This is a genomic window from Embleya sp. NPDC025285 (assembly GCF_055558835.1).
This window is the reverse complement of sequence record NZ_JBVHLU010000152.1, coordinates 1-19,795: the sequence shown is the minus strand read 5'-3', so window position 1 is coordinate 19,795 and position 19,795 is coordinate 1. Positions and strand designations below refer to the sequence as shown.

Sequence of the window (19,795 nt, the reverse complement as noted above, 5' to 3'; positions counted from 1 at the left end):
CCCCCCCCCCCCCCCCCCCCCCCCCCCCCCCCCCCCCCCCCCCCCCCCCCCCCCCCCCCCCCCCCCCCCCCCCCCCCCCCCCCCCCCCCCCGCGCACCGCGAACACGGCCCGATCAGGTCGTGGGCACCTCGATGTCGGTCTCCAGTCGGCGGCGCTCCCGCAGCCCCTGGGTGATCGGGTGCCCGTCGCCGAGCTTGCGCCGACACGCGCGCTCGACCCGGACGAACCACTCGCGGGACTCGTCCGCCAGACCGATCTCGCCCAGACTCTGCACCCGGTTGCAGGCCGCGACCAGGGTGTGCGGGTGGTCCGCGCCGAGCAGCACCTCGTACCGCTCGTAGGTCACCCGGTCCAGCTCGGCACACTCGTTCGTCTCGCCCGCCTGGTACAGGTTGTTCGAGTGGTTGAGCGCCGCGGCGAGCGTGAACGGGTGCTCCTCGCCCAGCGATTCGCGCAGGCCCTCGTGGCACCTGCGGCCCAGCGTCATCGCCTCCTCGTGCCGACCGATCGCCCGCAGGTAGGTCGAGAGGTTGCTGCCGCAGCCGTAGGTGAACGGGTGCTGCGCGCCGAACTGCTCGCGGTAGCCCTGGTAGGCGTCCTGGGCGAGTTCGAGCGCCTGGTCGTCGTTGCCCATCGCGTGGTGGTCGGCCGCGAGGTTGACCGCGCAGGCCAGCATGTCGGGATGGGTGGGGCTGAGGTAGGAGCGGTACTTCTCCAGCGTGTCGCTGTCCAGGGACCGGGCGTAGCGCGCGTCCCCGGTCTGGCGAATGGTCACCGCGAGGTTCTTCGAGGTGCGCAGCGCGTCCCGGGTGCGGCCGATCGCCTCCTCGCGGGCCAGCGTCGCCTGCAACACCGCCCGCGAGCCCGGATAGTCGCCCAGTTCACGCAGGTCCTGGCCGACCTGGTTGGCCAGGTAGCAGGTCCTGGGGTGGTCCTCGCCCTGGTTGCGCCGACGCAGGTCGTACGCCGCCTGGTGCACCTCGCGTGCCTCCTCCAGCCGGCCCATCAGGCGCAGCGAGACACCGAGGTTGTTGGCCGCGAGCAGGGCGTCGTTGGTGTCCTCGCCGAAGACCTCGCTGAATCGCCGGTAGTTGTCCCGGTCGGATTCCAGCGCGGTCTGGAAACGACCGAGCGAGCGCAGGTCGCCGCCGTAGCCGCGCCCGGTGATCAGGGTGTGCGGGTGATCCGGGCCGAGCGTCTCGCGCTGCAGCTCCAGGGTGGACCGGTCCAGGTCGTACGCCTTGCGGTAACGCCCCTGGGACCGGTAGACGTTCGCCAACTGCGTACACATCCGCAGCGTCAGCGCGTCGTGCCGGCTGAACGCCGCCCGCCAGCGGTCCAACGCGATCTCGGCGATGTACTGGGCGAACTCCCAGTCGTTGGACCGCCAGGCGAAACGCACCTGTTCGACGATCCAGCGGCGTACGGCCTCCGAGTTGCTCTCCAGCGCACGCGAGGGCACCAGGTGCTTGTAGAGCTCGTCGTAGATCTCCTGGTTGCCCGGGTCGTCCACGTCGCCGGGGGCGCTCGCGGCCAAAATCTCCAGGGCCCGCTCCCGGCGCGCCTGGTTCACGTCCGGCGGCATCTGGTCGCGCAGTACGGCCTGGACCAGCCGGTGCACCTGGATGGTGTCCGCGCCCCGGTCCACCCTGGCCAGCGCGTACCGGCCGAGCTGCTGGAAGATCCTGGGCAACAGCAGGGTGTCGCCGAGCGAGCTGTCCACCTGGGCCAGCTCGCGCAGCACCTCGCGCGAGCGCAGCAGGCGCATCGAGATCGAGTCCGGCGACAGGTACGCGCACAGCTCCAGCAGGCGCACCGCGGCCGGCTGGCGCTCCTTGAGTTCGTCGAGCGAGACGGTCCAGGTCGCGGCGGCCGTGGTCGGGTAGTCCGGCGGCTGGCCCTCCTCCAGGATCGCGGTGACGCGCGTGTTGACCCGCTCCAGGTATTCCTCGACCTGCATCGCCGACTCGGCGAGCCAGGCACCGGCCTGTTCGACCGCCAGCGGCAGGTCGCCCAGCGCGGTGGCCACCTTCTGCGCGTCCGCCTCGGTGAGCGTGGGCACCCGGCGCTGGAGCAGCGCGACGCTCTCGTCCCGGCGGAAGACCGGGACCTCCAACGGGCGGGCGCTGCGCGCCCACAGGTCGTTGCGCGAGGTGACCAGGACGTGTCCGTTGACGCTGCCCTGGGGCATCAGGTCGGCCAGCGAAGCGGGCTCGTCGGCGTTGTCGTAGATCAACAGCCAGCGGTCGTACGGCTCGCCCTGTTGCAGGGTCTGCAACACCGTGGCCGTCGCGTCCGCGACGTTCTCGCCGGTGGGCAGGTCCAGTCGGCCGCCGAGCCGGGCGAGTTGGGCGGCGACGCCCTGGGCCTGCTCGGCGGAGACCCACCAGATGACGTCGTAGTCCGCGGCGAAACGGTGCGCGTACTCGAGCGCGACCTGGGTCTTGCCGACACCGCCCAGGCCGTGCAGCGCCTGGGGCAGTACGGCCGTGGCGCCCTTGGCGAGCTGGTCGCGCAGGCGTTCGAGAATGTCGTCGCGGCCGGTGAACGCCGAGTGCCGGGGCAGCAGGTAGGACACCTTCGGCTTGGTGCCGGGGAACCTGGGGCCGTCCGCGGGCGGTGCCTCCGAGGAGGGTCGGCCGAACGCGGTCAGCAGCGCGTCCCGGCAGCTCTCCTCGGACAGCGAGGACAACATGACCGTCTCGCCCACCCCCGGGTCGCTGTCGAGCACGTCGTCCACCCGCAGCGTGACCACGCTCATCCGGTCGACCGCCGCGAGCCGGCGCAGCGCCGTGCGCATCGCGCTCCAGGTCGGGCTGCTCAGCGAGTCCGCCGAGGAGACCACCACGATGCTGTCCACGTCGCGCAGCTTCTCCAGCGGCGTGTCGCAACCACCGGTGCCGACCACCTGGGCGCCCGAGGCGGTCAGTTGGGCCCGCACCCAGTCGACCCACATCCGGTCCCGGGCGCTGTAGAGGATCCGCACGGTCACCGGGGCGGTGTAGCGGATGCGCTCGAAGCGGCGCAGTTCGCGGCGGCGGTCGACCTCTTCGATCGGGTTGAGCCGGCTGATCGCGCCGTCGGTGAGCACGCCGGTCAGCCGCTCGTACGCGCTCAGCAGGCTGCCTTCCTGCAGCGGTCGGTCGCCCAGCGTGGCCAGGGTCTCCTCGTAGGCGTAGAACGCCTTGTACGGGATCTCCACCTCGCCCCAGTACTTGGCCCGTTCGGCCTCGGATCGATCCGCGACGAATTCCGCGAAGCGCTCGCGGGCGTGGTCGCGGCCGGCTTCGAGCTTGTCCTTCTCGTCGTCCTCGACGCGCATCGGCACGGGCAGGATGCGCAGCGGGCGATCGGCCTGTCGGGCGATCGAGCGGGCCACGTTGACGCCACCGTCGATGGCCTGTTCGTTCAGGGTGAAGCCGTCCACCACGACGTCGGGCAGCAGCGTGGTGCAGATCCCGGCGATGTCGTTGAGGCCGGTACGGCTGTCGATCAGCGCGTAGTCGTAGGACTCGCGCATGTCCTCGCGCAGCGCGTCCAGGAAGCCGATGCCGTGCGGGCTCTCGCAGAAGTCGGCCCAGTTGAAGCCGGCCAGCGTGGCGGCGTACTCGTGGTTCTGTCGGCCCGGACCGAGGAAACGGATCAGGCCGTCGTCGGGGAAGTCCCGGTCGACCTTGACCGCGCAGCCGTCCACCCGGCTCTCCGCGATCCGGGCCGCCTCGATCATCGCGTCCGTGCTCGCGTCGGAGCCGACCACCTTGGCGAACGCGCGGATCATGTCGAGCACGCCGCGCGTGTCCTCGAGCCGCTTGTCGATCAGGTAGGGGTGGAAGTAGCGGTGCAGGCCCGGTGATTCGAGATCCCAGTCCACGACGAGCACGCGCTTGCCTCGGGAGGCCAGGATCCAGGCGACGTTGGCGAGGGCCATCGTGCGCCCGGTGCCGCCCTTGTACGAGTAGAACGTGACGACGGTTCCCGGCGGGTTGTCGCTCATCGTTTCAGTGCTCCTCAACATCGCCACCGGGTCCCCACAGCAACGGGCGGCGAGGGTTGTGTCGGGCCGTGATCCAACGGGGTCGGGCGGGCAGGTCCGAGCCGGTGCGCGCGTGCGGCGGCAGGGTCCGGGCGGCGGTCGCGAACGGCGCGGAGCCGGCGGCCGAGACCCGCGCGGCGGGGCTCGGCCGGGTGCGCACGGTCGGGAAGAGTTCGCGCGCCTCGGCCGGTGGCAGCGGGCGCAGCGGGACGCGGTTGACCTCGACCACCACGCGGGCCAACTCGGCGATCAGGCGCAGGTAGTCGGCCGAGTGGCCCTCCAGCCGCATCAGGTCGAACAGGCCCTGGCGGGCGTAGATCGGACCGAAGTCGTCGTCGGCGCCCAGATCGGGGGTCGGGTGCTCGCCGGGGTGGGGCTCGGTGGCCCGCCAGCGCACGGTGACCATCGCGTCCAGGTGTTCGCCGGTGCGGACCCGGTGGCCGCGCACCCGCTCGGCCATCACCGCCCATTCGCGCATGGCGTCGGGATCGGCGAGGTAGTCGGGCGATGCCAGTACCACGGCCGCGGGAACCGAACACGCGGCCGACGCGTCTGGTGGGGCGCCCGGATCACGATCGCCGCAGGGTGACAGCAGTCCGCGCGCGCCGTTGCGACCGGACGCGTGAGCGGAGACGGCCTGTTCGAGGTCGGCGTGGAAGCGCTCGACGTAGGCACGCTCGTCCCCGCACGACCGACTCGTGAAGAAGACTGGTGTCATCTCGACCCCTGGTGTCGGCGCTTGGTCGCGACGCGCGGTGGATTGCCCTCCCCGACCGTCACTCGTTGTTCCCAGGCTACCCGAGTCCATCACTCGAAGTTACTCCTCGTTACATCAGGTAATCTCATGTTCATCTCTCGTTTCGTGTCGCTCCACTCGTGCCGACTGCCCGCTCACCGGGGTCGCACCGCCTCGATCGCCATTGCGTTCGACCCACGCCCGACGGCCCGATCGCACCCGTTCGGCCGCGTGTCGTGCCGCCTCGGCGGGTACGTCCTCGTGCCACCACGATGCGACGGTGTCCGCCATGGCCCGCACCACCCGTTCGCCGTCCGGGGTCAGTTCGCCCGACCCGCGCAGCGTGTCGATCGCCTCGGCGACGTGCGCGCGGTGCACCGCGAACTCGGCCTGTGCCCGATCCTGCTCCTCCTTGTCCGCGATCTGCCGGCGAACCCGCCAGAAATCCGCGATCCCCAGATGCGCGTAAGCACCCTGCAACAACGCCCCCACCGGTCGGGGATCCAACCGCCAGGGCGCCCGGTACCGGACCGCCGAGCGCACCGAGAGATTCGTGATGTCCTGTATCGCGCCGAGCTTGTTGTGCTGGAACTCGTGAACCAGGGTGACGGCCAGCGTGGTCGGACCCACCTCGGGCGTGAGCGCCAAGCCGCCGAACGCGTACCGAGACGAGGAACTGAAGCTGACTCCCGGCCCGCCGACGACCGGAACCAGCGTGGACAGCGCCGCCGTCATGGCACCCGCGTAGGCTCGGTGAGAGTGTGCCAGCTCACCCCACGCGGACGCGAAATTCCTTTGCAGCGAAGATACTTGGCGTGCGCTCAACCGGGCGGTCGGTTGCCAGCGGTGCACGTCCCGATAGGGATCGACGTCCTCGATGGCCAAGGACGCGGTCAGGCCGGCGGCGGTTGCGGAACACCTGCGGTTGACCTGTCGGCGGGCCACCGAGCGCCCGCCCGTCGACCAGTGCCGTCCGGCCAGCGCGATCCGCCCCGGGTCGCCGGCCACCCGCACCCGGCCCAACGTGGGCAGGTGGGCCCAGCCGCCGACGGTGTGCAGTTCGACCCGGCCGGGCGGGCCGTGCTCGGGGTCGGCGCGCAGCGCGGCGGCGGCGGCGATCGCCCCCAGGTGGCCCAGGAGTCGATCCAGTTCGGCGGGCGACGCGTCGGGGTCGGCGCCACCCAGTCGCAGCAGGCAGCGCATCGCCCAGGCACCGGTGTAGGGGTGCATCAGCACCGTCCTGGCCGCGTCCGGCGCGGTGCGCTGCACGTGCGCGAGCAGGTCGAGGGCGTCGGTCAGGCGCGCGGTGCGCGCGTGCGGCAAGCGCTCACGGGCGGTGGCCACGACCGCGTACACCTGGAGCAGCCGGCGGCTCTCCTGCGCCCGGGCCAGCGCGGACACCGCCTCGAAGTCGCCGTGCCCGGCGGCGAGTCGGTCGAAGGCGGCCCCACCGAGCCGATGGGTGCCGATCATCCGCGCCTCCCCGACCCGGCCACCAGGGCCCGCACGTCGGCCCGCACCCGCGCACCGACGTGGTCGATCAGCGCGCGCAGGTCGGCGCAGTACACGGACGGGTTGTCGAAGCCGTTGTCCGGGCGATACCGGTGCGCCCGCAGCCCGCCGCCACAGGTGCGCACCACCGGGCAGCGCCGACACGTCGCGCTCAGCCCGGCCGCGCCGGCTCCCGCGCGAGCGTACGCCGGCCCGGCGAGCACCGTCGCCGGGTCGTGGCGGAAGACGTCCAGACCGGTCGCCGCCGCTCCGTCGTAGGCGGCCTTGAGCGAGTCCTCGCGCTCGAACGTGCCGTCGGTCTCGATCACCACCGAACCCGGCGGCCCCAGACCCAGGATCTCGCTCTGTACCGCCCGGCCCAGGATCAGATCCACCAGGTCCTCCAGGATCCGTACGCGCGTCTCGCGCACCGGGGCCCGATACCAGCGGTCGAAGACCGCGATCAGCCAGCGCGCGTAGGGGGTTTCGTCCGCTCCGGCACCGGGGGGCGGGAACTCCCAGGTGGCGTGCGGCAGGAGCAGGTCGATCATCGGCGGCGCGTGCGAGAGCAGTTCCTCGTAGGTGGCCACCGGGTCGTTGCGCAGGTCGATCGTGCACAACAGGCCGCCGTACAGGGGTCGGTAGCGCTCGGTGCGCAGCAGGGCGACGGCCCGCACCGCCTCGGCGTGGCTGCCGCGCCCGTCGCCGTGCCGGCGGTGTCGGTCGTGGGCGCGCGCGTCGCCGTCCAACGAGACGCCGACCCGGATCCGGTGCGCCGACAACACCTCGGCGCACCGCTCGTCCAACCGCACGCCGTTGGTCTGCATGGTGAACCGCAGTTCGGCCACGCCCGCCACCGCGGCGCGCAGGTCGCGCGCGATGGCGTCGATCCGCTCCGGTCCGGCGAGCAGCGGTTCGCCGCCGTGCAGCACGATGTCCAGGACCGGCAGGCCGAACCGGCGCGCGTGCGCGCGCAGTCGGCCGCCGAGCGCGTCCACGGTGCCGGCGGCGATCACCCGGGGGCGGTCCCGCCAACTCCGATCCCGGAGTTCGTACACATAACAGTGATCGCACGCGAGGTCGCAGCGGGAGGCGATCTTGACCACGAATTGTCGAAACGGCGTCGCTTCGCTCATCGGCCCTCCCGTGCTAGACCCCGGCGGCGCCGCTCCCGCCCGCCCGGGGATCGTCGTCGTCGGCCGGCCCGCTCGCGTGGGCGGCGCCGGCCGCCTCCACGGGCACGGGGTCGACCACACTCTGGAAGCCGGCGACCACCGCCTCCGAGGGCTCCTCGGACTCGTGGATCAGCCGCCGCAGCGCGGACGCGAGCACGGAGGCCGGCAGGTCGTCGAGGTCGTCGAGACAGAGCCCGTCGAGGTCGGGCAGGGCCGACTCCACGTCACCGCGCTCTCCTTGCACCGCAGGTCCCCCGTTCTCCCGCGTCGCTCGACCGTTCGATTTCCCCCCGCACGGCCGGCGTGTGCCGCTCGCGCGTGCCGTCCGGGTGAAACCCGTACATTCGAGTGCGGAACGTATCGCCACGATTACACAAGCCTTCCTATACTAGCCGGGCCGGGTCGGCCTGCGCGATGCTCTGTGTGGGCAGAGTCGTACACACGAACGGCCGGCATGGGGGCGGCACTTGCCAGACCCGCCGTTCCGGCGCGTGGGTGCCACTCGGCCGTCCTTCGTACGGTGCTCGATCCCGGGGGTCGCTTGGTGGACTACGACTTCTTCACGAGTCACGTCGCCGACCGCGATCCCAAGTGGGCGGCCCGCTTTCACGACGACGTCGAGGCCGAGTTGCGGCGCGGGAGGGAGCGGGTGCGCGCGGCGATCCGATTGCAGCCGACCTTCGGCCCGATCCAGGTGCCGGACGGCGACCCGCCCGCGCAGGCGCGCGCGATGGTCGCGCTGTGCTCGGACGACTACTTCGAGGATCTGGACTGCGGGCGCGACTGGGCGGTGTTCACCGACCGGTTGCGTCGACACGAGTCGATCGTCGGCGTCGCGCCGCCGAGTTTGATCGCGGTGCCCTGGACCACGCTCGAACAACCGCCCCCGGACGCCGTGGGCACGATCGAGTGGCCGGTCGGGATCGCCGGACCGGGCCGCGGCCCGGGCGTGTTCGACATGCTGCGGCTGGGCGGCATCCGCGACCTGGGGTACGTGCGCGCGGTGCGCGCGGTCGCCGACCGGGTGGCCGAGGCGTTGCGCCATCGGCTGGCGCCGCTGACCGTCGTCGAGGCGGACGAGGTCGAGCCGATGTTCGGCAGCCACGAGGCCGGGACGCGCACGCTGCCCGAGGCGCCGCGCCGCTTGCCGATCCTGGAGCCGGTCCCCCCGGCCCGCACCGACCTGGTGATCAGTTATGTGGGCAACGACCTGGCCTGGGCGGACTGGGTCAGCGAGGTGCTCACCTTCGAGGACTACCGGGTCTCGCTCAGCCGTTGGGACTGGAGCGCGGGCGAGAGCTTCGGCAAGGCGATGGCCCGCGCGCGCGGCCTGGGCGAACACGTGCTCGCGCTGTTCTCCGAGCACTACTTCGAGGCCAGGCGGCTGGCCATGGACGAGTGGGAGGAGGCGCTGGGCGACGCGGCCACCGGCGGCAGGCTGCTGCCGATCGTGATCGGCAGCACCCAGGTACCGTCGATGTTCCGCGGCGTGCGACCGGTCGACCTGACCGAGGCGGACGCGGTCGGGCAGCGTGATCTGCTCGTTGACGCGGTGCACCGGTTCGCGCCGTTGCCCGCGCGGAATCCGGGGTCCTCCTGAACGTGTCGGACCCGATACCCCCGCCACCACCGCCACCGAGACCGGCGCGACCGCCCAGGATTCCGCCTCCGCCCCCGCCGCGCTCGCCCACGGACAACCCGCCGGTGTGGCATGTCCCGGGCGCCAGAGGCCGGTTCTACGGGCGTGACAGCACCCTCGCCGACCTGCGCACGCTGATGCAGGTCGAACACCGGGTGGTGCTGCGCCCGCAGGACGACCTGCCGGGCATGGGCACCACCCACCTGGCCCGCGAGTACGCCTATCGGCACCGGCACCTGTACGACGTGGTGTGGTGGTTCGACTGTGCCGCCCGGGCCGGCGAGAGCGGCGTCGCGTTCGTGCATCGGGCGCTCGGCCAACTGGCCGACCTGGGCCGGCGGGTCGACCAGCAGGTCGGCCCCGGGCACGAACTGCGCTCGCGGGAGGGCTGGTTACTGGTCTTCGACGAGGTGGACCGGCCCGGACTGATCGGCGAGATGATCCCCACCGGTCCCGGCCACGTGCTGATCACCAGCACCGATCCGCTGGCCCGCCACCTGGGCAGCACGGTCGATCTGCCGCCGCTGGACCGGGGTTCCTCGGTACTGATGCTCTTCGACGCGCATCGCGGATTCGAGCTGGAGATGGTCACCGCCGAGGCGATCGCCGCGTTCGTGGGCGATCGGCCGGCCGCGATCGCCCGGATCGCCGAACTGTTCGCCTCCGGCGAGGTGTCGCCGGAGGTGACGCTGGAACTGCTGCGCTTCGGCAACATGGCCAAGCTGTCCCGGACCATCCCGCAGAACCAGGTGGTCTACCTCGCCGACCTGTTCCTGGCGGTACGCGGCCTGCGCGCGCCGGACACGTGGTCGATCTGGCTGGACCTGTCCGAGGACTACCTCGAACACCAGTTGCTGCACCGGCACATGACCGACGCGCGGTCGATGCTTCTGCACATGATCCGCACCCTGGTCAACGGGCCGGAGCCGATCCATTCGCTGCAGTGCCTGTGCCGCGCGCTGCACGACGTGTTGCCCAACACCCAGGGCGTCGAGGAGGTCTGTCGCGCGATCGAGAACCTACCCGGCTGAACGGGTGGTTCCGCCCACCCTTCCGGTCGAGCGGCCGAATCCGGCCGGCGGGTGCGCGATGCTGGTGCCCATGGTGAACGACGGGGAGCACGGGGGCGACACGGTGCGCTACTTCATCAGCCACGCCGGTTCGGACACCGCCTGGGCGGAGTGGATCGCGGGGCAACTCCTTCAGGACGGCCTGGAGGTCGAACTCGACGCGTGGGACTGGGCCACGGGCGAGAACCTGACCACCCTGGTCAGTCGCGCGCTGGACAACGCGGGACACATGATCGCGCTGTTCTCCCCGGCGTACTTCGTGCCGGAGCGCTGGACCACCGTCGAGTGGACCGCGATGTCGGACGCGCTGCGCGGCAGCGGGCGCCGGCTGATCCCGCTCGTGGTGCACGAGTTGGACCGCGAGGCCATCCCGTCCGTGCTGCGGCCGTTGCTGCGCAAGACGCTGTACGGCAAGTCCGAGGAGGACGCGCGCGAGGAGCTGATGGCGGCCGTCCACGGGCCGTCCCGGCCGACCGAGCCACCGGCGTTCCCGACCCCGCGCACGGGCGGAACGGGCGGCATGGGCGGCACGGTCCCGGCGCCGCCCGGACCGCCCGCGCCCCGGCTGCCGGCCGCGCCCGTGCTCCGGCGCACGATCACGGCCGGGCAGATCCGGGCGCTGACCGACGCGATCCTGGCGGTGCCCAGGATCGCCCGCACCGACCTGTGGAACCTGTGGCTGGATCTGGCCGAGAGCTACTACGAACACCAGTTGCCCCGCGAGCAGATCGCCGCGCCGCGGATCATGCTGCTGCGGCTGATCCACGACCTGTCCACGCTCGCCGAGCCGGCACCGGCGCGCGCACTGGACGCTCTGGTACGGGCGCTGGAGGACGTACAGCCGACCGGACCCGAAATCGAACACGTCCGCGCGTTGTTGGCCGAGCTGACCCGTCCGGCCGACGCGGCCGAGCAGTCCTCCTGAGTAAAGGCCGCGCGCGGCCCGTCACTTGCCGAGTCGAATCCGCCGGGTCGGCGTCAATCTCCGTACGCGGCACGCCGGCGCCGCTCGTAGGCCCGCCGCCAGCCCGCCCGCCACAGCAGGGCCGTGCCGGGCGGGATCCAGCGCAGCACGCGCCGCCGCTCGGCGTCCGTGGCGTGGTGCAGGTGGAAGGCGACGAGCGCGGGCAGGTCGCGGCCCCAGACCCGCACCGTGCGGGTCGGCATCCGTCCGTCGGGCGTGGCCCGCACGTGCAGGCGCATCAGCGGAAACAACTGGTGCTCCTCGGCCAGGCTGTGCCGGGCCACGAGGTCGTACAGCCGCCCGATCGCGGGCGAGCGGTCGCGCAGCGGCACGCTCACATCGGCGGCACGGCGCATCGCGTCCTCCAGGGCCGAGTGGTCCACCTGGAACGCGGTCACGGTGCGGGCGGCGCGCGGCGAGCCGGCGCGCACCCACGGGTACAGCACGGTGTGTTCCTCGCGGTGATGCGCGCGCAGAAAGCGCAGCACCAGGGCGAGATGCTCCTCGACCGCCCGCACGCGCAGGATGTCGACCGGATCGAGGTGTCGGGTCACCTCGGTCAGTCGGGCCAATTCCTCACGCAGACCGCGGTGCGCGACGTAGCCGGGAGTGAGGTCGAGAGTGGGGGCGCGGGAGGGGGTTCGGGTGGGGGACGCGGGTGAAACGGTGGTCGTCGACACGGGGGCCGCCTCGGGGGCATGGAAAGGGGGAGCCTCACACCGTAAGGGCACCTGGTAGGTGTTCCGCACCGATGCAAGGAGTTTTCCGGCCATTCCCCTTCGACGCCCGTTTCCGGTCCGATACCGGCCGAGCCGATACCGAACCGGAACGTCGGTTGTCGTTTTTCTTGCGCCCCGTCCGCGCGCTACTTCTTCAGGTTCGGGATGGTCCAGTCGATCGGCTTGTGCCCCATGGTCTCGAGCGCGGCGTCGATCCGGGAGAACGGCTTGCTGCCGTGGAAGAGCTTCGCGGACAGCGGCGACGGGTGCGCGCCCTGCACGATGGTGTGCTTGGCGGTGTCGATCAGCGCCGCCTTCTTCTTCGCGTGCCCGCCCCACAGCACGAACACCACCGGTTCGTCCCGGTCGTTCACCGCCTTGATCACCGCGTCGGTGAACTTCTCCCACCCGCGGCCCTTGTGCGACGCGGCCTCGTGCGCGCGCACGGTGAGCACCGTGTTCATCAGCAGCACGCCCTGACGCGCCCACGGCATCAGGTAACCGTTGTCCGGGATCGGCAGGCCGATGTCGGCGTGCATCTCCTTGTAGATGTTGCGCAGCGACGGCGGGATCCGCACCTCGGGCCGCACCGAGAAGCACATGCCGTGCGCCTGGTTGTCGTCGTGGTAGGGGTCCTGCCCGACGACGAACACCCGGACGTCCTCATACGGCGTCGCCTCCAGCGCCGCGAAGACCTCTTCGTCCGGCGGGAAGATCTGGTGTTCCTTGCGTTCCGCGTCCACGTACGCGGTCAGCTCGGCGTAGTAGGGCTTCGCCAACTCCTCCGCGAGCACGGGCTGCCAGGACTCGGGCAACGTCTGCACAGCAAGAACCTCCACACGAGGGCGCAACGCCCATGGATCCAAGTGGGATCCAACGTAGCCGCTCGCCCGGACACCCCGGCCCGCACCCAGTGGATCGGTGCGGGCCGAGCCGACCGAAGTGTGACGTGTCGACCGTCTCGTCCGCGTTGCGCTCGACGCCCTCGCCCGGCGTACGGGCGGACGGCCTCGTCGCGCTTACGCCTCGACGGTCTCGTCCGGCTTCGGGTCCGGCTTGTAGCACAGCTTCATCAGGAGCGCGGCGTTCGCGACGCCGACGCCGGCCGCGAACAGGGCCGGGCGCAGGCCCGACCTCTTGCGGCCGATCAGCGCGTCCACCGAGTACTTGCCGTTGCCCAGCGCGGCCAGCGCGACCGCGGCGCCGCCGACGACCGCGGTGTACTCCCAGCCGCCCTTGAAGACGAAGAAGCCCTTGCCCTTGTGGTCGGTCGCCGCGGCGACGCTCATCAGGCCCACCGTCGCCGCCGCCGGCAGCGGGTTGGCCACGCCGAGCGCTATGCCGACGCCGGCCGCCATCTCGGTGCCGGCCGCGAGGCGCGCGTGCACCTCGGCGGGCTTGAGCCCGAGCGATTCGAACCAACCGGTGGTGCCCGCGAGGCCGCCGGGGCCGGCGACCTTGTTGTAGCCGTGCGCGAAGAGCATCGGACCGAGCGTCGCGCGCAGCACGAGCGCAGCCACATCGCGGCCTTCGGCCGCCGCCGCGACCTTATTCTTCCTGCCGAACATTGCCCACCTCATCAACTGACGCATCGTCACATTCGTGTGGGCAACCTACCCGAACACACGGCCCGGGCGAGGACCGGGCGCCCGGGACCGATCGCCTCACCCGCCGGATGGACCGATCCCGGCTCGCTCGACACCCGCGACCGAAACGACCTCGGCACCGGCACCGGCACCGGCACCGGCACCGGCACCGGCCATCCTGGGCACCACGACGGGCGTGCCGTCGCCCGGCGCGCGCAGGATGTCCGCGTCCACGTCGTACAACGCCCGCACCAGCGCCGCGTCGACGACCTCGCGAGGCGGCCCGGAGGCGACCACCCGGCCGTCGCGCATGGCGACCAGCACGTCCGCGTATCGGGCCGCCGAGGGCAGGTCGTGCAGCACCATCACCACCGTGCGCCCACCCGCCGCCACCTGCCGGACCAGGCCCAGCACCTCCACCGCGTGCCCCAGGTCCAGCGCCGAGGTCGGTTCGTCGAGGAGCATCACCGGCGCCTCCTGCGCGATCACCATGGCGACCCAGCAGCGCTGCCGCTGCCCGCCGGAGAGCCGGTCCACCCGCCGATCGGCCAGGTCGAGCACACCGGTCGCGGTCAGCGCGTCCCGGCAGACCCGCTCGTCCGCGCGCGACCACTGACGGAACAGTCCCTGGTGCGGATGCCGCCCGTAGCGCACCAGGCCGGCCACTGTGACCGCCTCCGGCGCCGTCGGGTTCTGCGGCAACAAACCGACCCGGTGCGCGGCCTGACGCGGCTTCAGTCGCCAGATGTCGTCGCCGCCGACGGTGACCCGACCCGAATCCGGCTTGTGCAGGCGGGCGATCGAGCGCAGCAGGGTGGACTTTCCGCAACCGTTGGGCCCGACGATCGCGACGACACTGCCGGCGGCCACCGCCAGATCCACGCCCGACACGGCACGATGCCCCGGATAACCGGCGTGCAGATCTTCCACGAGCAGTTCCATGGGCGGACCCTCCCGACCGTACACAGCGAATGTAAGGCGAGGCTAACCTAAGTGATCGTGCCGCCGGCACCGCCGGCCCGGTCAGCGGCTCCCGATCTCCCGGAACCACTGGGCGCCGACCCGTCCGGTCCGGTCCGCGAACAGCAGCGCGTCCCGGCCGTGCCACGCGAGCGCGGTCACCGGCGCCGAGACGTGCCGGCGGGCCAGCGGGGTCGGCGCCTTGCGGGCCGAGCCGGCGCGCACGTCCCACACCACGAGCATGCCGTCGCCGCCCGAGGTGGCCATCAGTCCGCCGCCGCCCGGCCGCCAACTCGGCGCGCACGCGTGCGGTTGGGCGGGCAACCGGCGCGGGCGCGGGCGCACGCGGCCGCCGCGGGCGGCGAGATCCCACACGGTCAGGCCGGCCGAATCCTCGGCGGCGAGTCGGTGTCCGCCGCAATCCAGCGCGAGCCCGGCCACCGGCGCACTGCCGACCGCGCCGAGGTCCTCGTGCGTACCGCCCGCGCCGCGGATGTGCACACCCGGCGCGTCGCCCGCCGCGCACAACCACGCGCCGTCCGGCGCGCCCGCGAGCACCCGCACCGGAATCGGGTAGGTCCACACGTTCGTCCGCCCGCGCGGCCCGTACATGTGCACCTCGCCGCCGAGCGCGACCGCCAGCCCGCCGACCGAGTCGACCCAGACCACGTCGTCCACCTGGACCGGACCGTCCACCGCGCGCCAGGACTCGGTTCCGGTATCGCCCGCGTAGACCCGTACCGCGCCGCCGAAGGACACCGCACACCGATTGCCCGCGGACCACGCGAACCGCGCGGGCAGGCCCGGTGTACGCATCAGCAGCGCGCCGTCGGTGACCCGCCACAGCGCGTATCCGGTGGGGCCGGCGAGCGCGACCACGGTGCCGTCGGGCGAGAAGCCGGCGCGGTACACCCCGCCGGGCAACACGATCCGGCCCTGGAGTTGCCCGGTCGCCGCGTCCAGCAGCCGAACCCCACCGGCGGCTCCCGCGACCACGCACAATCCACCCGACAACGCGACGGCGGACGGTACGTCGTCGATCCCGTGCTCCCAGCCCAGCCCCGTACGTGTCGCCATGACAGTCATCGCGGCTCCCTTGTTCGCGGGGCGATCCTTGCGCCTTCGTGTTTCGACCAGGAAAACTCTCAGGTCGAGGCCGGTTTCCCTGGGTTCGGCGAGTCTGCTAGTAAGACGACCGGACCTGTTCGCCGATGGATCGGATCACACCGTTGAGGACCCTCGAAGGCACGGCGTCGACCGCGGCGGACATCGCGGGCGCCAGCGGGAACGAGCCGACAATCCTGGTCGCGGGCCTGATCCTGGTCGCGGCCGGTGCCCTGCTCGCGCTCGCGGGCCGCCGCCGGTTCGCGGACGACCCGGACGGGGCGGAGGACGGGTACGACGAGGACCTCGCCGACCCCGCCGCGGCCCCCGTCCCGGCGACCGCCTCCGCACCCGCGCCCGTACCGGTGCCCCTGGCGGTCGGCCGAGCGGCGGAACGACCCGCTACGGAACCGGAGTCGACGGACACGGCCGCGGCACGGACGGAGGGCGCTCCCGCGGCGGGATCGGGAACCGCGAAGCCGGACACGTCGGACGCGAGCGCACCGGAGCCGGACAGGGCCGAGCCGGGTGAGGCGGCCGACGAGCCGACACCTGCTTCGAAGCCGGACCCGGATTCCGCACCCGAGCCCGGGTCGGAACGGGACCGGAACCAGGACCCGGCACCGGGCCCGAATCAGGACCCGGATCAAAGCGGGGAGTCGGAGCCGACGACCGAGTCCGTCCCGGAGCCGACGGCCGACGGCGAGGCCGATGCCAAGACTGCCTCGAAGTCCCCACCCACGCAGGAGTCCAAGCCCGACACCGGCCCGAAGTCCCCGCCGAAGCCCGGGACTACATCCGAGGCCGAGCCCGCGCTCACCCCCACCGCCGAGCCCACGTCGGCACCCGATGCCGATCCGCAGACCGACCCCACTCCGCCGGCCGACCCCGAATCCGCGCCCGAATCCGGCCCGGACAAAGGCCCCTGACCCTTCGTCACCTCACCGCCCGGCAACCCCCGAGCGGTGAGGCGGCACGCCGCACGTCAACCCGCGACCCGCCCCTGTGCCCGACGCCGGACTCGGCGACCCGCGCACCTCCCCGCCCGCGCTCACCCGCGCGCAACGCCGCCCGTGTGCGCCACGTCGCCCGTACGCTCCGGCGCGAGTTCGTTCCTCGGCCACTCGCGTCCCTCGACGTTCTCGACCGACCGGTTGAACCGGGTCAGCACCTCGAACAGTTCACGCCGCTCGCCCTCGTCCCAGGACGCCAGGACACGCTCCAGACCGTGGCAGTGCGTCGCCCGCTCCCCCGCGAGCCGTTCCGCGCCGCCCTCGGTGATTCGCAGCTTGCGGGCGAGCCCACCGTCCGGGTCCGCGATTCGCTCCGCGTCGCCGGCCCGCAACAGCGCGGCCACCTGGCGATTCACCGTGGAGGTGTCGAGCCGAAACGCTTCTGCGAGTTGTCCGATCGACATCGGCCCCTCGACCTCCAGGCGGGTCAGCAGCAGGTAGGCGGAGCGCTCCATGCCGTCACCCCGCCGCTTGCCCATGACGTGGTGCCGAGCGATCAGCATCAGCTCCCGCTCGATCCCTTCCAACACGTCCACTCCCGCCTTCACACCAATGCGCCGTCCCCACGACCCTAGCGCTCGCCCCAGGCAATGTGCACGATACACATGATGTGTATCGTGCACATTTGTTGACCGCGACAGGTCGACCGCGGCAGGTCGCCTACGGCACGTCGACCGCGCCGGGTCGACCACGGCAGATCGACCGCACCATTCACCCGGCGAACCCTGGAGGCAGTCCGTGACCGGTCCGAGCGGCATATCCGAGCCGAGCCCTGCGGGCGCTCCCGCTCACCCGCCCGGACCCGTGGACCGGGCCGGGTCGGTGGTGGCGGTGCTGGCCTTCTGCGGCGTGGTCGTGGCGCTCATGCAGACCCTGGTCGTGCCGCTGCTGCCCGACCTGCCCAGGCTGCTCGACACCTCGCCCGCCAACGCGTCCTGGGTGGTCACCGCGACCCTGCTCTCCGGCGCGGTCTGCACCCCGGTGATGGGCAGGCTCGGCGACATGTTCGGCAAGCGCCGGATCCTGATGGTCAGCCTGAGCCTGATGGTCGTCGGCTCCGTGTTGTGCGCGCTGTCGGACTCACTGCTCCCGATGGTGATCGGTCGCCTCCTCCAGGGCGCGTCGTTCGGCGTGATCCCGCTCGGCATCAGCATCATGCGCGACGAACTCCCGCCCGCGAAGCTGGGCTCCTCGATCGCGCTGATGAGCGCGACGCTGGGGATCGGCGGCGCGATCGGGTTGCCGGTGGCCGCGCTGATCGCGCAGCACGCCGACTGGCACATGATGTTCTGGGCGGCCGGCGCGATCGGCGCGTTGGACGTCGTGCTGGTGCTGCTCCTGGTCCCCGAGTCGCCGGTCCGCCTGCCGGGCCGCTTCGACTTCGCCGGTGCGGCGGGCCTGTCCGTCGGGTTGGTCGCGCTCCTGCTCGTGATCACCAAGGGCGCCGACTGGGGCTGGGGCGGCGCGACCACTCTGGGCCTGCTCGCGGTCGCGGTCGTCGTACTGCTCGGCTGGGGATGGCTCGAACTGCGGACCGCGCAACCGCTGGTGGACCTGCGCATATCGGCAAAACCGCAGGTGTTGTTCACCAACCTCGCCTCGGTCGTGGTCGGCTTCGCGATGTTCGCCCAGTCGCTGGTGTTCCCGCAGGTGCTGATGAACCCGGAGAACACCGGTTACGGGCTGGGCAGGAGCATGGTCGTCGCGGGTCTGTGCATGGCGCCGTCCGGCATCGTGATGATGCTGGTGTCCCCACTGTCCGCGCGGCTGTCCGCCGCCTACGGGCCGAAGGTCTCGCTGCTGGTGGGCACTCTGGTGATCGCGATCGGCTACGCGCTCTCGGTGTTCATGCTCGACGCGCTGTGGAAGATCGTCGCGATGACGGTGGTCTCGGCGCTCGGCGTCGCGCTGGCGTACGCGGCGATGCCGTCGCTGATCATGCAGGCCGTACCGATCGGCGAGACCGGTTCGGCGACCGGTCTGAACACGCTGATGCGCTCGATCGGCACCTCGACCTCCAGCGCGGTGATCGGCGTCGTGCTGGCGAACATGACGATGCGCGCGGGCGGACGCGAGTTCCCCTCGCACGACGCGTTCGTGACCGCGTTGTGGTTGGGTTGCGGAGCGGCCGTCCTGGGCCTGCTCGTGGCGCTGTTCATCCCCGGACGCAAACCGGTCGAAGCCGCGCACATCCCGGCGCCGAAGCGAACGGACGACGCCGAGGCGGTCCCGACAGCGGGCTGACCGCTCGGTAATTCCCCCGTCACACATGGCCAGAACCCGCCCGGGTAGCCGATGCTCGTAAGTCCACCCCGGCGCCGACCACCCCCTTGGGAGACCGCCACCCCGACTCCGCCTCTCGACAGGGAGACACGATGAGCCTTCCCACCTTCCGCGGATCACGCTCCTCCGCACCCGATCCGGCCCCCGGACACGGGTGGACCACCGAGACCGACTGGCAGCGGCAAGCGTTGCCGAGCGCGCTGCCCGAGGACTGGCCGATCCTGGCCGGCGGTCTCGTGGTGGTCGCGGCGCACCCGGAGGACGCGCTCCTGGGTGTGGGCGGGCTCATCTCCCGTGCGGTGGCGGAGGGTTCGCGGGTACGGGTGGTCAGCGTCACCGACGGCGACGCGTCCCACCCGGGCAGCCGCTTACCGGGCTCCGTACTCGCCGCCCGCCGGGTGCGCGAGTCCGACCGCGCGTTCGCCACGATCGTCGGCAATCCCGGCGGAGTGGCCCCGGTCGAGGTGATCCGGCTGCGCGTCCCGGACCGGGCGGTCACTACGCACGAACGCGACGTGGTGGACCGCCTGATCCCACTCGTCGCCGACTTCGCGCTGTGCGTGAGCAATTGGCGCGAGGACGGCCTCGCCGATCACGAGAGCACCGGGCGCGCGGCCGACGTCGCGGCCCGCGAGACCGGCGTCGCACTGCTGGAGTTCCCGCTGCGGATGTGGCAGTGGGCGCGACCGCAGGACAGCCGGGTGCCCTGGAGCCGGGCCCTGCGCGTCGACCTGACCGAGGTGCAACAGGCGCGCAAGGAACGGGCGTTGTCCTGCCTGGCCTCACAGATAGCGCCGCTGGTCCCGGGCCGCGACGACCGGGTGCCGCTGCCCCCGGAGAAACTCGCCTACTTCCGCCGCCCCTTCGAGATCGTCTTCCGCTGACCCGGGCGCCGGAGTCGAACAGCCGGTGGGGGGGGGGGGGGGGGGGGCCCCCCCCCCCCCCCCCCCCCCCCCCCCCCCTCCTCCCGCCCCCCCCCCCCCCCCCCCCCCCCCCCCCCCCCCCCCCCCCCCCCCCCCCC

General features: G+C 72.2%; 17 protein-coding genes. 6 read left to right on the top strand and 11 right to left on the bottom strand.

All coding sequences use genetic code 11. From position 1 onward, the window contains the following. Positions 1 to 113 precede the first annotated feature (113 nt). From fxsT to fxsA, 5 genes are all read right to left on the bottom strand, one after another. Positions 114 to 3,995, bottom strand: coding sequence for an FxSxx-COOH system tetratricopeptide repeat protein (gene fxsT / locus ACZ4FV_RS48300; RefSeq protein ID WP_395859642.1), 3,882 nt, complete (start codon positions 3,993 to 3,995; stop codon positions 114 to 116). 4 nt (positions 3,996 to 3,999) lie between these two features. Next, positions 4,000 to 4,752 carry a hypothetical protein gene (locus ACZ4FV_RS48295; protein WP_395859643.1) on the bottom strand — a complete coding sequence of 251 codons (753 nt, stop codon included), beginning with the start codon at positions 4,750 to 4,752 and terminating at the stop codon, positions 4,000 to 4,002. Positions 4,753 to 4,866: 114 nt separating this feature from the next. Beyond that, positions 4,867 to 6,243 carry an HEXXH motif domain-containing protein gene (locus ACZ4FV_RS48290; protein WP_465327570.1) on the bottom strand — a complete coding sequence of 459 codons (1,377 nt, stop codon included), beginning with the start codon at positions 6,241 to 6,243 and terminating at the stop codon, positions 4,867 to 4,869. Further along, on the bottom strand, positions 6,240 to 7,397 hold the full coding sequence (locus ACZ4FV_RS48285; protein ID WP_465327568.1) for an FxsB family cyclophane-forming radical SAM/SPASM peptide maturase: 1,158 nt from the start codon (positions 7,395 to 7,397) through the stop codon (positions 6,240 to 6,242). The genes ACZ4FV_RS48290 and ACZ4FV_RS48285 overlap by 4 nt, the downstream gene beginning before the upstream one ends. 13 nt (positions 7,398 to 7,410) lie before the next feature. After that, positions 7,411 to 7,659 (bottom strand): FxSxx-COOH cyclophane-containing RiPP peptide, encoded by a 249-nt coding sequence (gene fxsA, locus ACZ4FV_RS48280; RefSeq protein ID WP_395859646.1) that lies wholly within the window; start codon positions 7,657 to 7,659, stop codon positions 7,411 to 7,413. 297 nt (positions 7,660 to 7,956) lie between these two features. Here fxsA and ACZ4FV_RS48275 point away from each other — a divergent pair, with 297 nt between their 5' ends. The 3 genes from ACZ4FV_RS48275 to ACZ4FV_RS48265 all read left to right on the top strand — a co-directional run bounded on the left by ACZ4FV_RS48275 (position 7,957) and on the right by ACZ4FV_RS48265 (position 11,070). Then, positions 7,957 to 9,036, top strand: a complete 1,080-nt coding sequence (locus ACZ4FV_RS48275) for a TIR domain-containing protein (protein ID WP_395859647.1) — start codon at positions 7,957 to 7,959, stop codon at positions 9,034 to 9,036. Between the two features lie 104 nt (positions 9,037 to 9,140). Beyond that, positions 9,141 to 10,106, top strand: a complete 966-nt coding sequence (locus ACZ4FV_RS48270; protein WP_395859648.1) for an effector-associated domain 2-containing protein — start codon at positions 9,141 to 9,143, stop codon at positions 10,104 to 10,106. A 70-nt stretch (positions 10,107 to 10,176) separates the two neighbouring features. Next, the gene (locus ACZ4FV_RS48265) at positions 10,177 to 11,070 is read left to right on the top strand and encodes a TIR domain-containing protein (RefSeq protein WP_395859649.1); all 894 of its coding nucleotides are present in this window, start codon (positions 10,177 to 10,179) and stop codon (positions 11,068 to 11,070) included. Positions 11,071 to 11,123: 53 nt separating this feature from the next. Here ACZ4FV_RS48265 and ACZ4FV_RS48260 read toward each other — a convergent pair whose 3' ends face one another. The 5 genes from ACZ4FV_RS48260 to ACZ4FV_RS48240 form a co-directional block, all read right to left on the bottom strand. Next, entirely contained in the window at positions 11,124 to 11,789 is a 666-nt protein-coding gene (locus ACZ4FV_RS48260; RefSeq protein WP_395859650.1) for a hemerythrin domain-containing protein, read from the bottom strand. Between the two features lie 185 nt (positions 11,790 to 11,974). Continuing rightward, positions 11,975 to 12,652 (bottom strand): uracil-DNA glycosylase, encoded by a 678-nt coding sequence (locus ACZ4FV_RS48255; protein WP_395859651.1) that lies wholly within the window; start codon positions 12,650 to 12,652, stop codon positions 11,975 to 11,977. Positions 12,653 to 12,847: 195 nt separating this feature from the next. Next, entirely contained in the window at positions 12,848 to 13,396 is a 549-nt protein-coding gene (locus ACZ4FV_RS48250) for a DoxX family protein (protein ID WP_395859652.1), read from the bottom strand. A gap of 96 nt (positions 13,397 to 13,492) precedes the next feature. Next, positions 13,493 to 14,356: an ABC transporter ATP-binding protein gene (locus ACZ4FV_RS48245; protein ID WP_465327562.1), complete on the bottom strand. Its 864-nt coding sequence runs from the start codon at positions 14,354 to 14,356 to the stop codon at positions 13,493 to 13,495. An 81-nt stretch (positions 14,357 to 14,437) separates the two neighbouring features. Continuing rightward, the gene (locus ACZ4FV_RS48240) at positions 14,438 to 15,460 is read right to left on the bottom strand and encodes a WD40 repeat domain-containing protein (RefSeq protein WP_402229077.1); all 1,023 of its coding nucleotides are present in this window, start codon (positions 15,458 to 15,460) and stop codon (positions 14,438 to 14,440) included. Positions 15,461 to 15,603: 143 nt separating this feature from the next. On the opposite strand from ACZ4FV_RS48240, the gene ACZ4FV_RS48235 reads away from it, so the two are divergent. Continuing rightward, positions 15,604 to 16,407, top strand: a complete 804-nt coding sequence (locus ACZ4FV_RS48235; protein ID WP_402229080.1) for a hypothetical protein — start codon at positions 15,604 to 15,606, stop codon at positions 16,405 to 16,407. 122 nt (positions 16,408 to 16,529) lie between these two features. Here the strand turns inward: ACZ4FV_RS48235 and ACZ4FV_RS48230 are convergent, their stop codons facing one another. After that, positions 16,530 to 16,994 carry a MarR family winged helix-turn-helix transcriptional regulator gene (locus tag ACZ4FV_RS48230; RefSeq protein ID WP_395859909.1) on the bottom strand — a complete coding sequence of 155 codons (465 nt, stop codon included), beginning with the start codon at positions 16,992 to 16,994 and terminating at the stop codon, positions 16,530 to 16,532. A gap of 361 nt (positions 16,995 to 17,355) precedes the next feature. On the opposite strand from ACZ4FV_RS48230, the gene ACZ4FV_RS48225 reads away from it, so the two are divergent. Continuing rightward, a complete protein-coding gene (locus ACZ4FV_RS48225; protein ID WP_402229601.1) occupies positions 17,356 to 18,735 on the top strand; it encodes an MFS transporter in 1,380 nt (459 codons plus the stop codon). Positions 18,736 to 18,866: 131 nt separating this feature from the next. Beyond that, on the top strand, positions 18,867 to 19,658 hold the full coding sequence (locus ACZ4FV_RS48220) for a PIG-L deacetylase family protein (RefSeq protein ID WP_395859656.1): 792 nt from the start codon (positions 18,867 to 18,869) through the stop codon (positions 19,656 to 19,658). Positions 19,659 to 19,795: the final 137 nt, after the last annotated feature.

Excerpts from the sequence above, each read along its gene's own strand:
- ACZ4FV_RS48225 (WP_402229601.1), top strand. The coding sequence starts at position 17,356 with ATGCAGACCCTGGTCGTGCCGCTGCTGCCCGACCTGCCCAGGCTGCTC.
- ACZ4FV_RS48245 (WP_465327562.1), bottom strand. The coding sequence starts at position 14,356 with ATGGAACTGCTCGTGGAAGATCTGCACGCCGGTTATCCGGGGCATCGT.
- ACZ4FV_RS48295 (WP_395859643.1), bottom strand. The coding sequence starts at position 4,752 with ATGACACCAGTCTTCTTCACGAGTCGGTCGTGCGGGGACGAGCGTGCC.
- ACZ4FV_RS48285 (WP_465327568.1), bottom strand. The coding sequence starts at position 7,397 with ATGAGCGAAGCGACGCCGTTTCGACAATTCGTGGTCAAGATCGCCTCC.
- ACZ4FV_RS48250 (WP_395859652.1), bottom strand. The coding sequence starts at position 13,396 with ATGTTCGGCAGGAAGAATAAGGTCGCGGCGGCGGCCGAAGGCCGCGAT.
- ACZ4FV_RS48240 (WP_402229077.1), bottom strand. The coding sequence starts at position 15,460 with ATGACTGTCATGGCGACACGTACGGGGCTGGGCTGGGAGCACGGGATC.
- ACZ4FV_RS48230 (WP_395859909.1), bottom strand. The coding sequence starts at position 16,994 with ATGCTGATCGCTCGGCACCACGTCATGGGCAAGCGGCGGGGTGACGGC.
- ACZ4FV_RS48290 (WP_465327570.1), bottom strand. The coding sequence starts at position 6,243 with ATGATCGGCACCCATCGGCTCGGTGGGGCCGCCTTCGACCGACTCGCC.
- fxsT (WP_395859642.1), bottom strand. The coding sequence starts at position 3,995 with ATGAGCGACAACCCGCCGGGAACCGTCGTCACGTTCTACTCGTACAAG.
- ACZ4FV_RS48265 (WP_395859649.1), top strand. The coding sequence starts at position 10,177 with ATGGTGAACGACGGGGAGCACGGGGGCGACACGGTGCGCTACTTCATC.
- ACZ4FV_RS48220 (WP_395859656.1), top strand. The coding sequence starts at position 18,867 with ATGAGCCTTCCCACCTTCCGCGGATCACGCTCCTCCGCACCCGATCCG.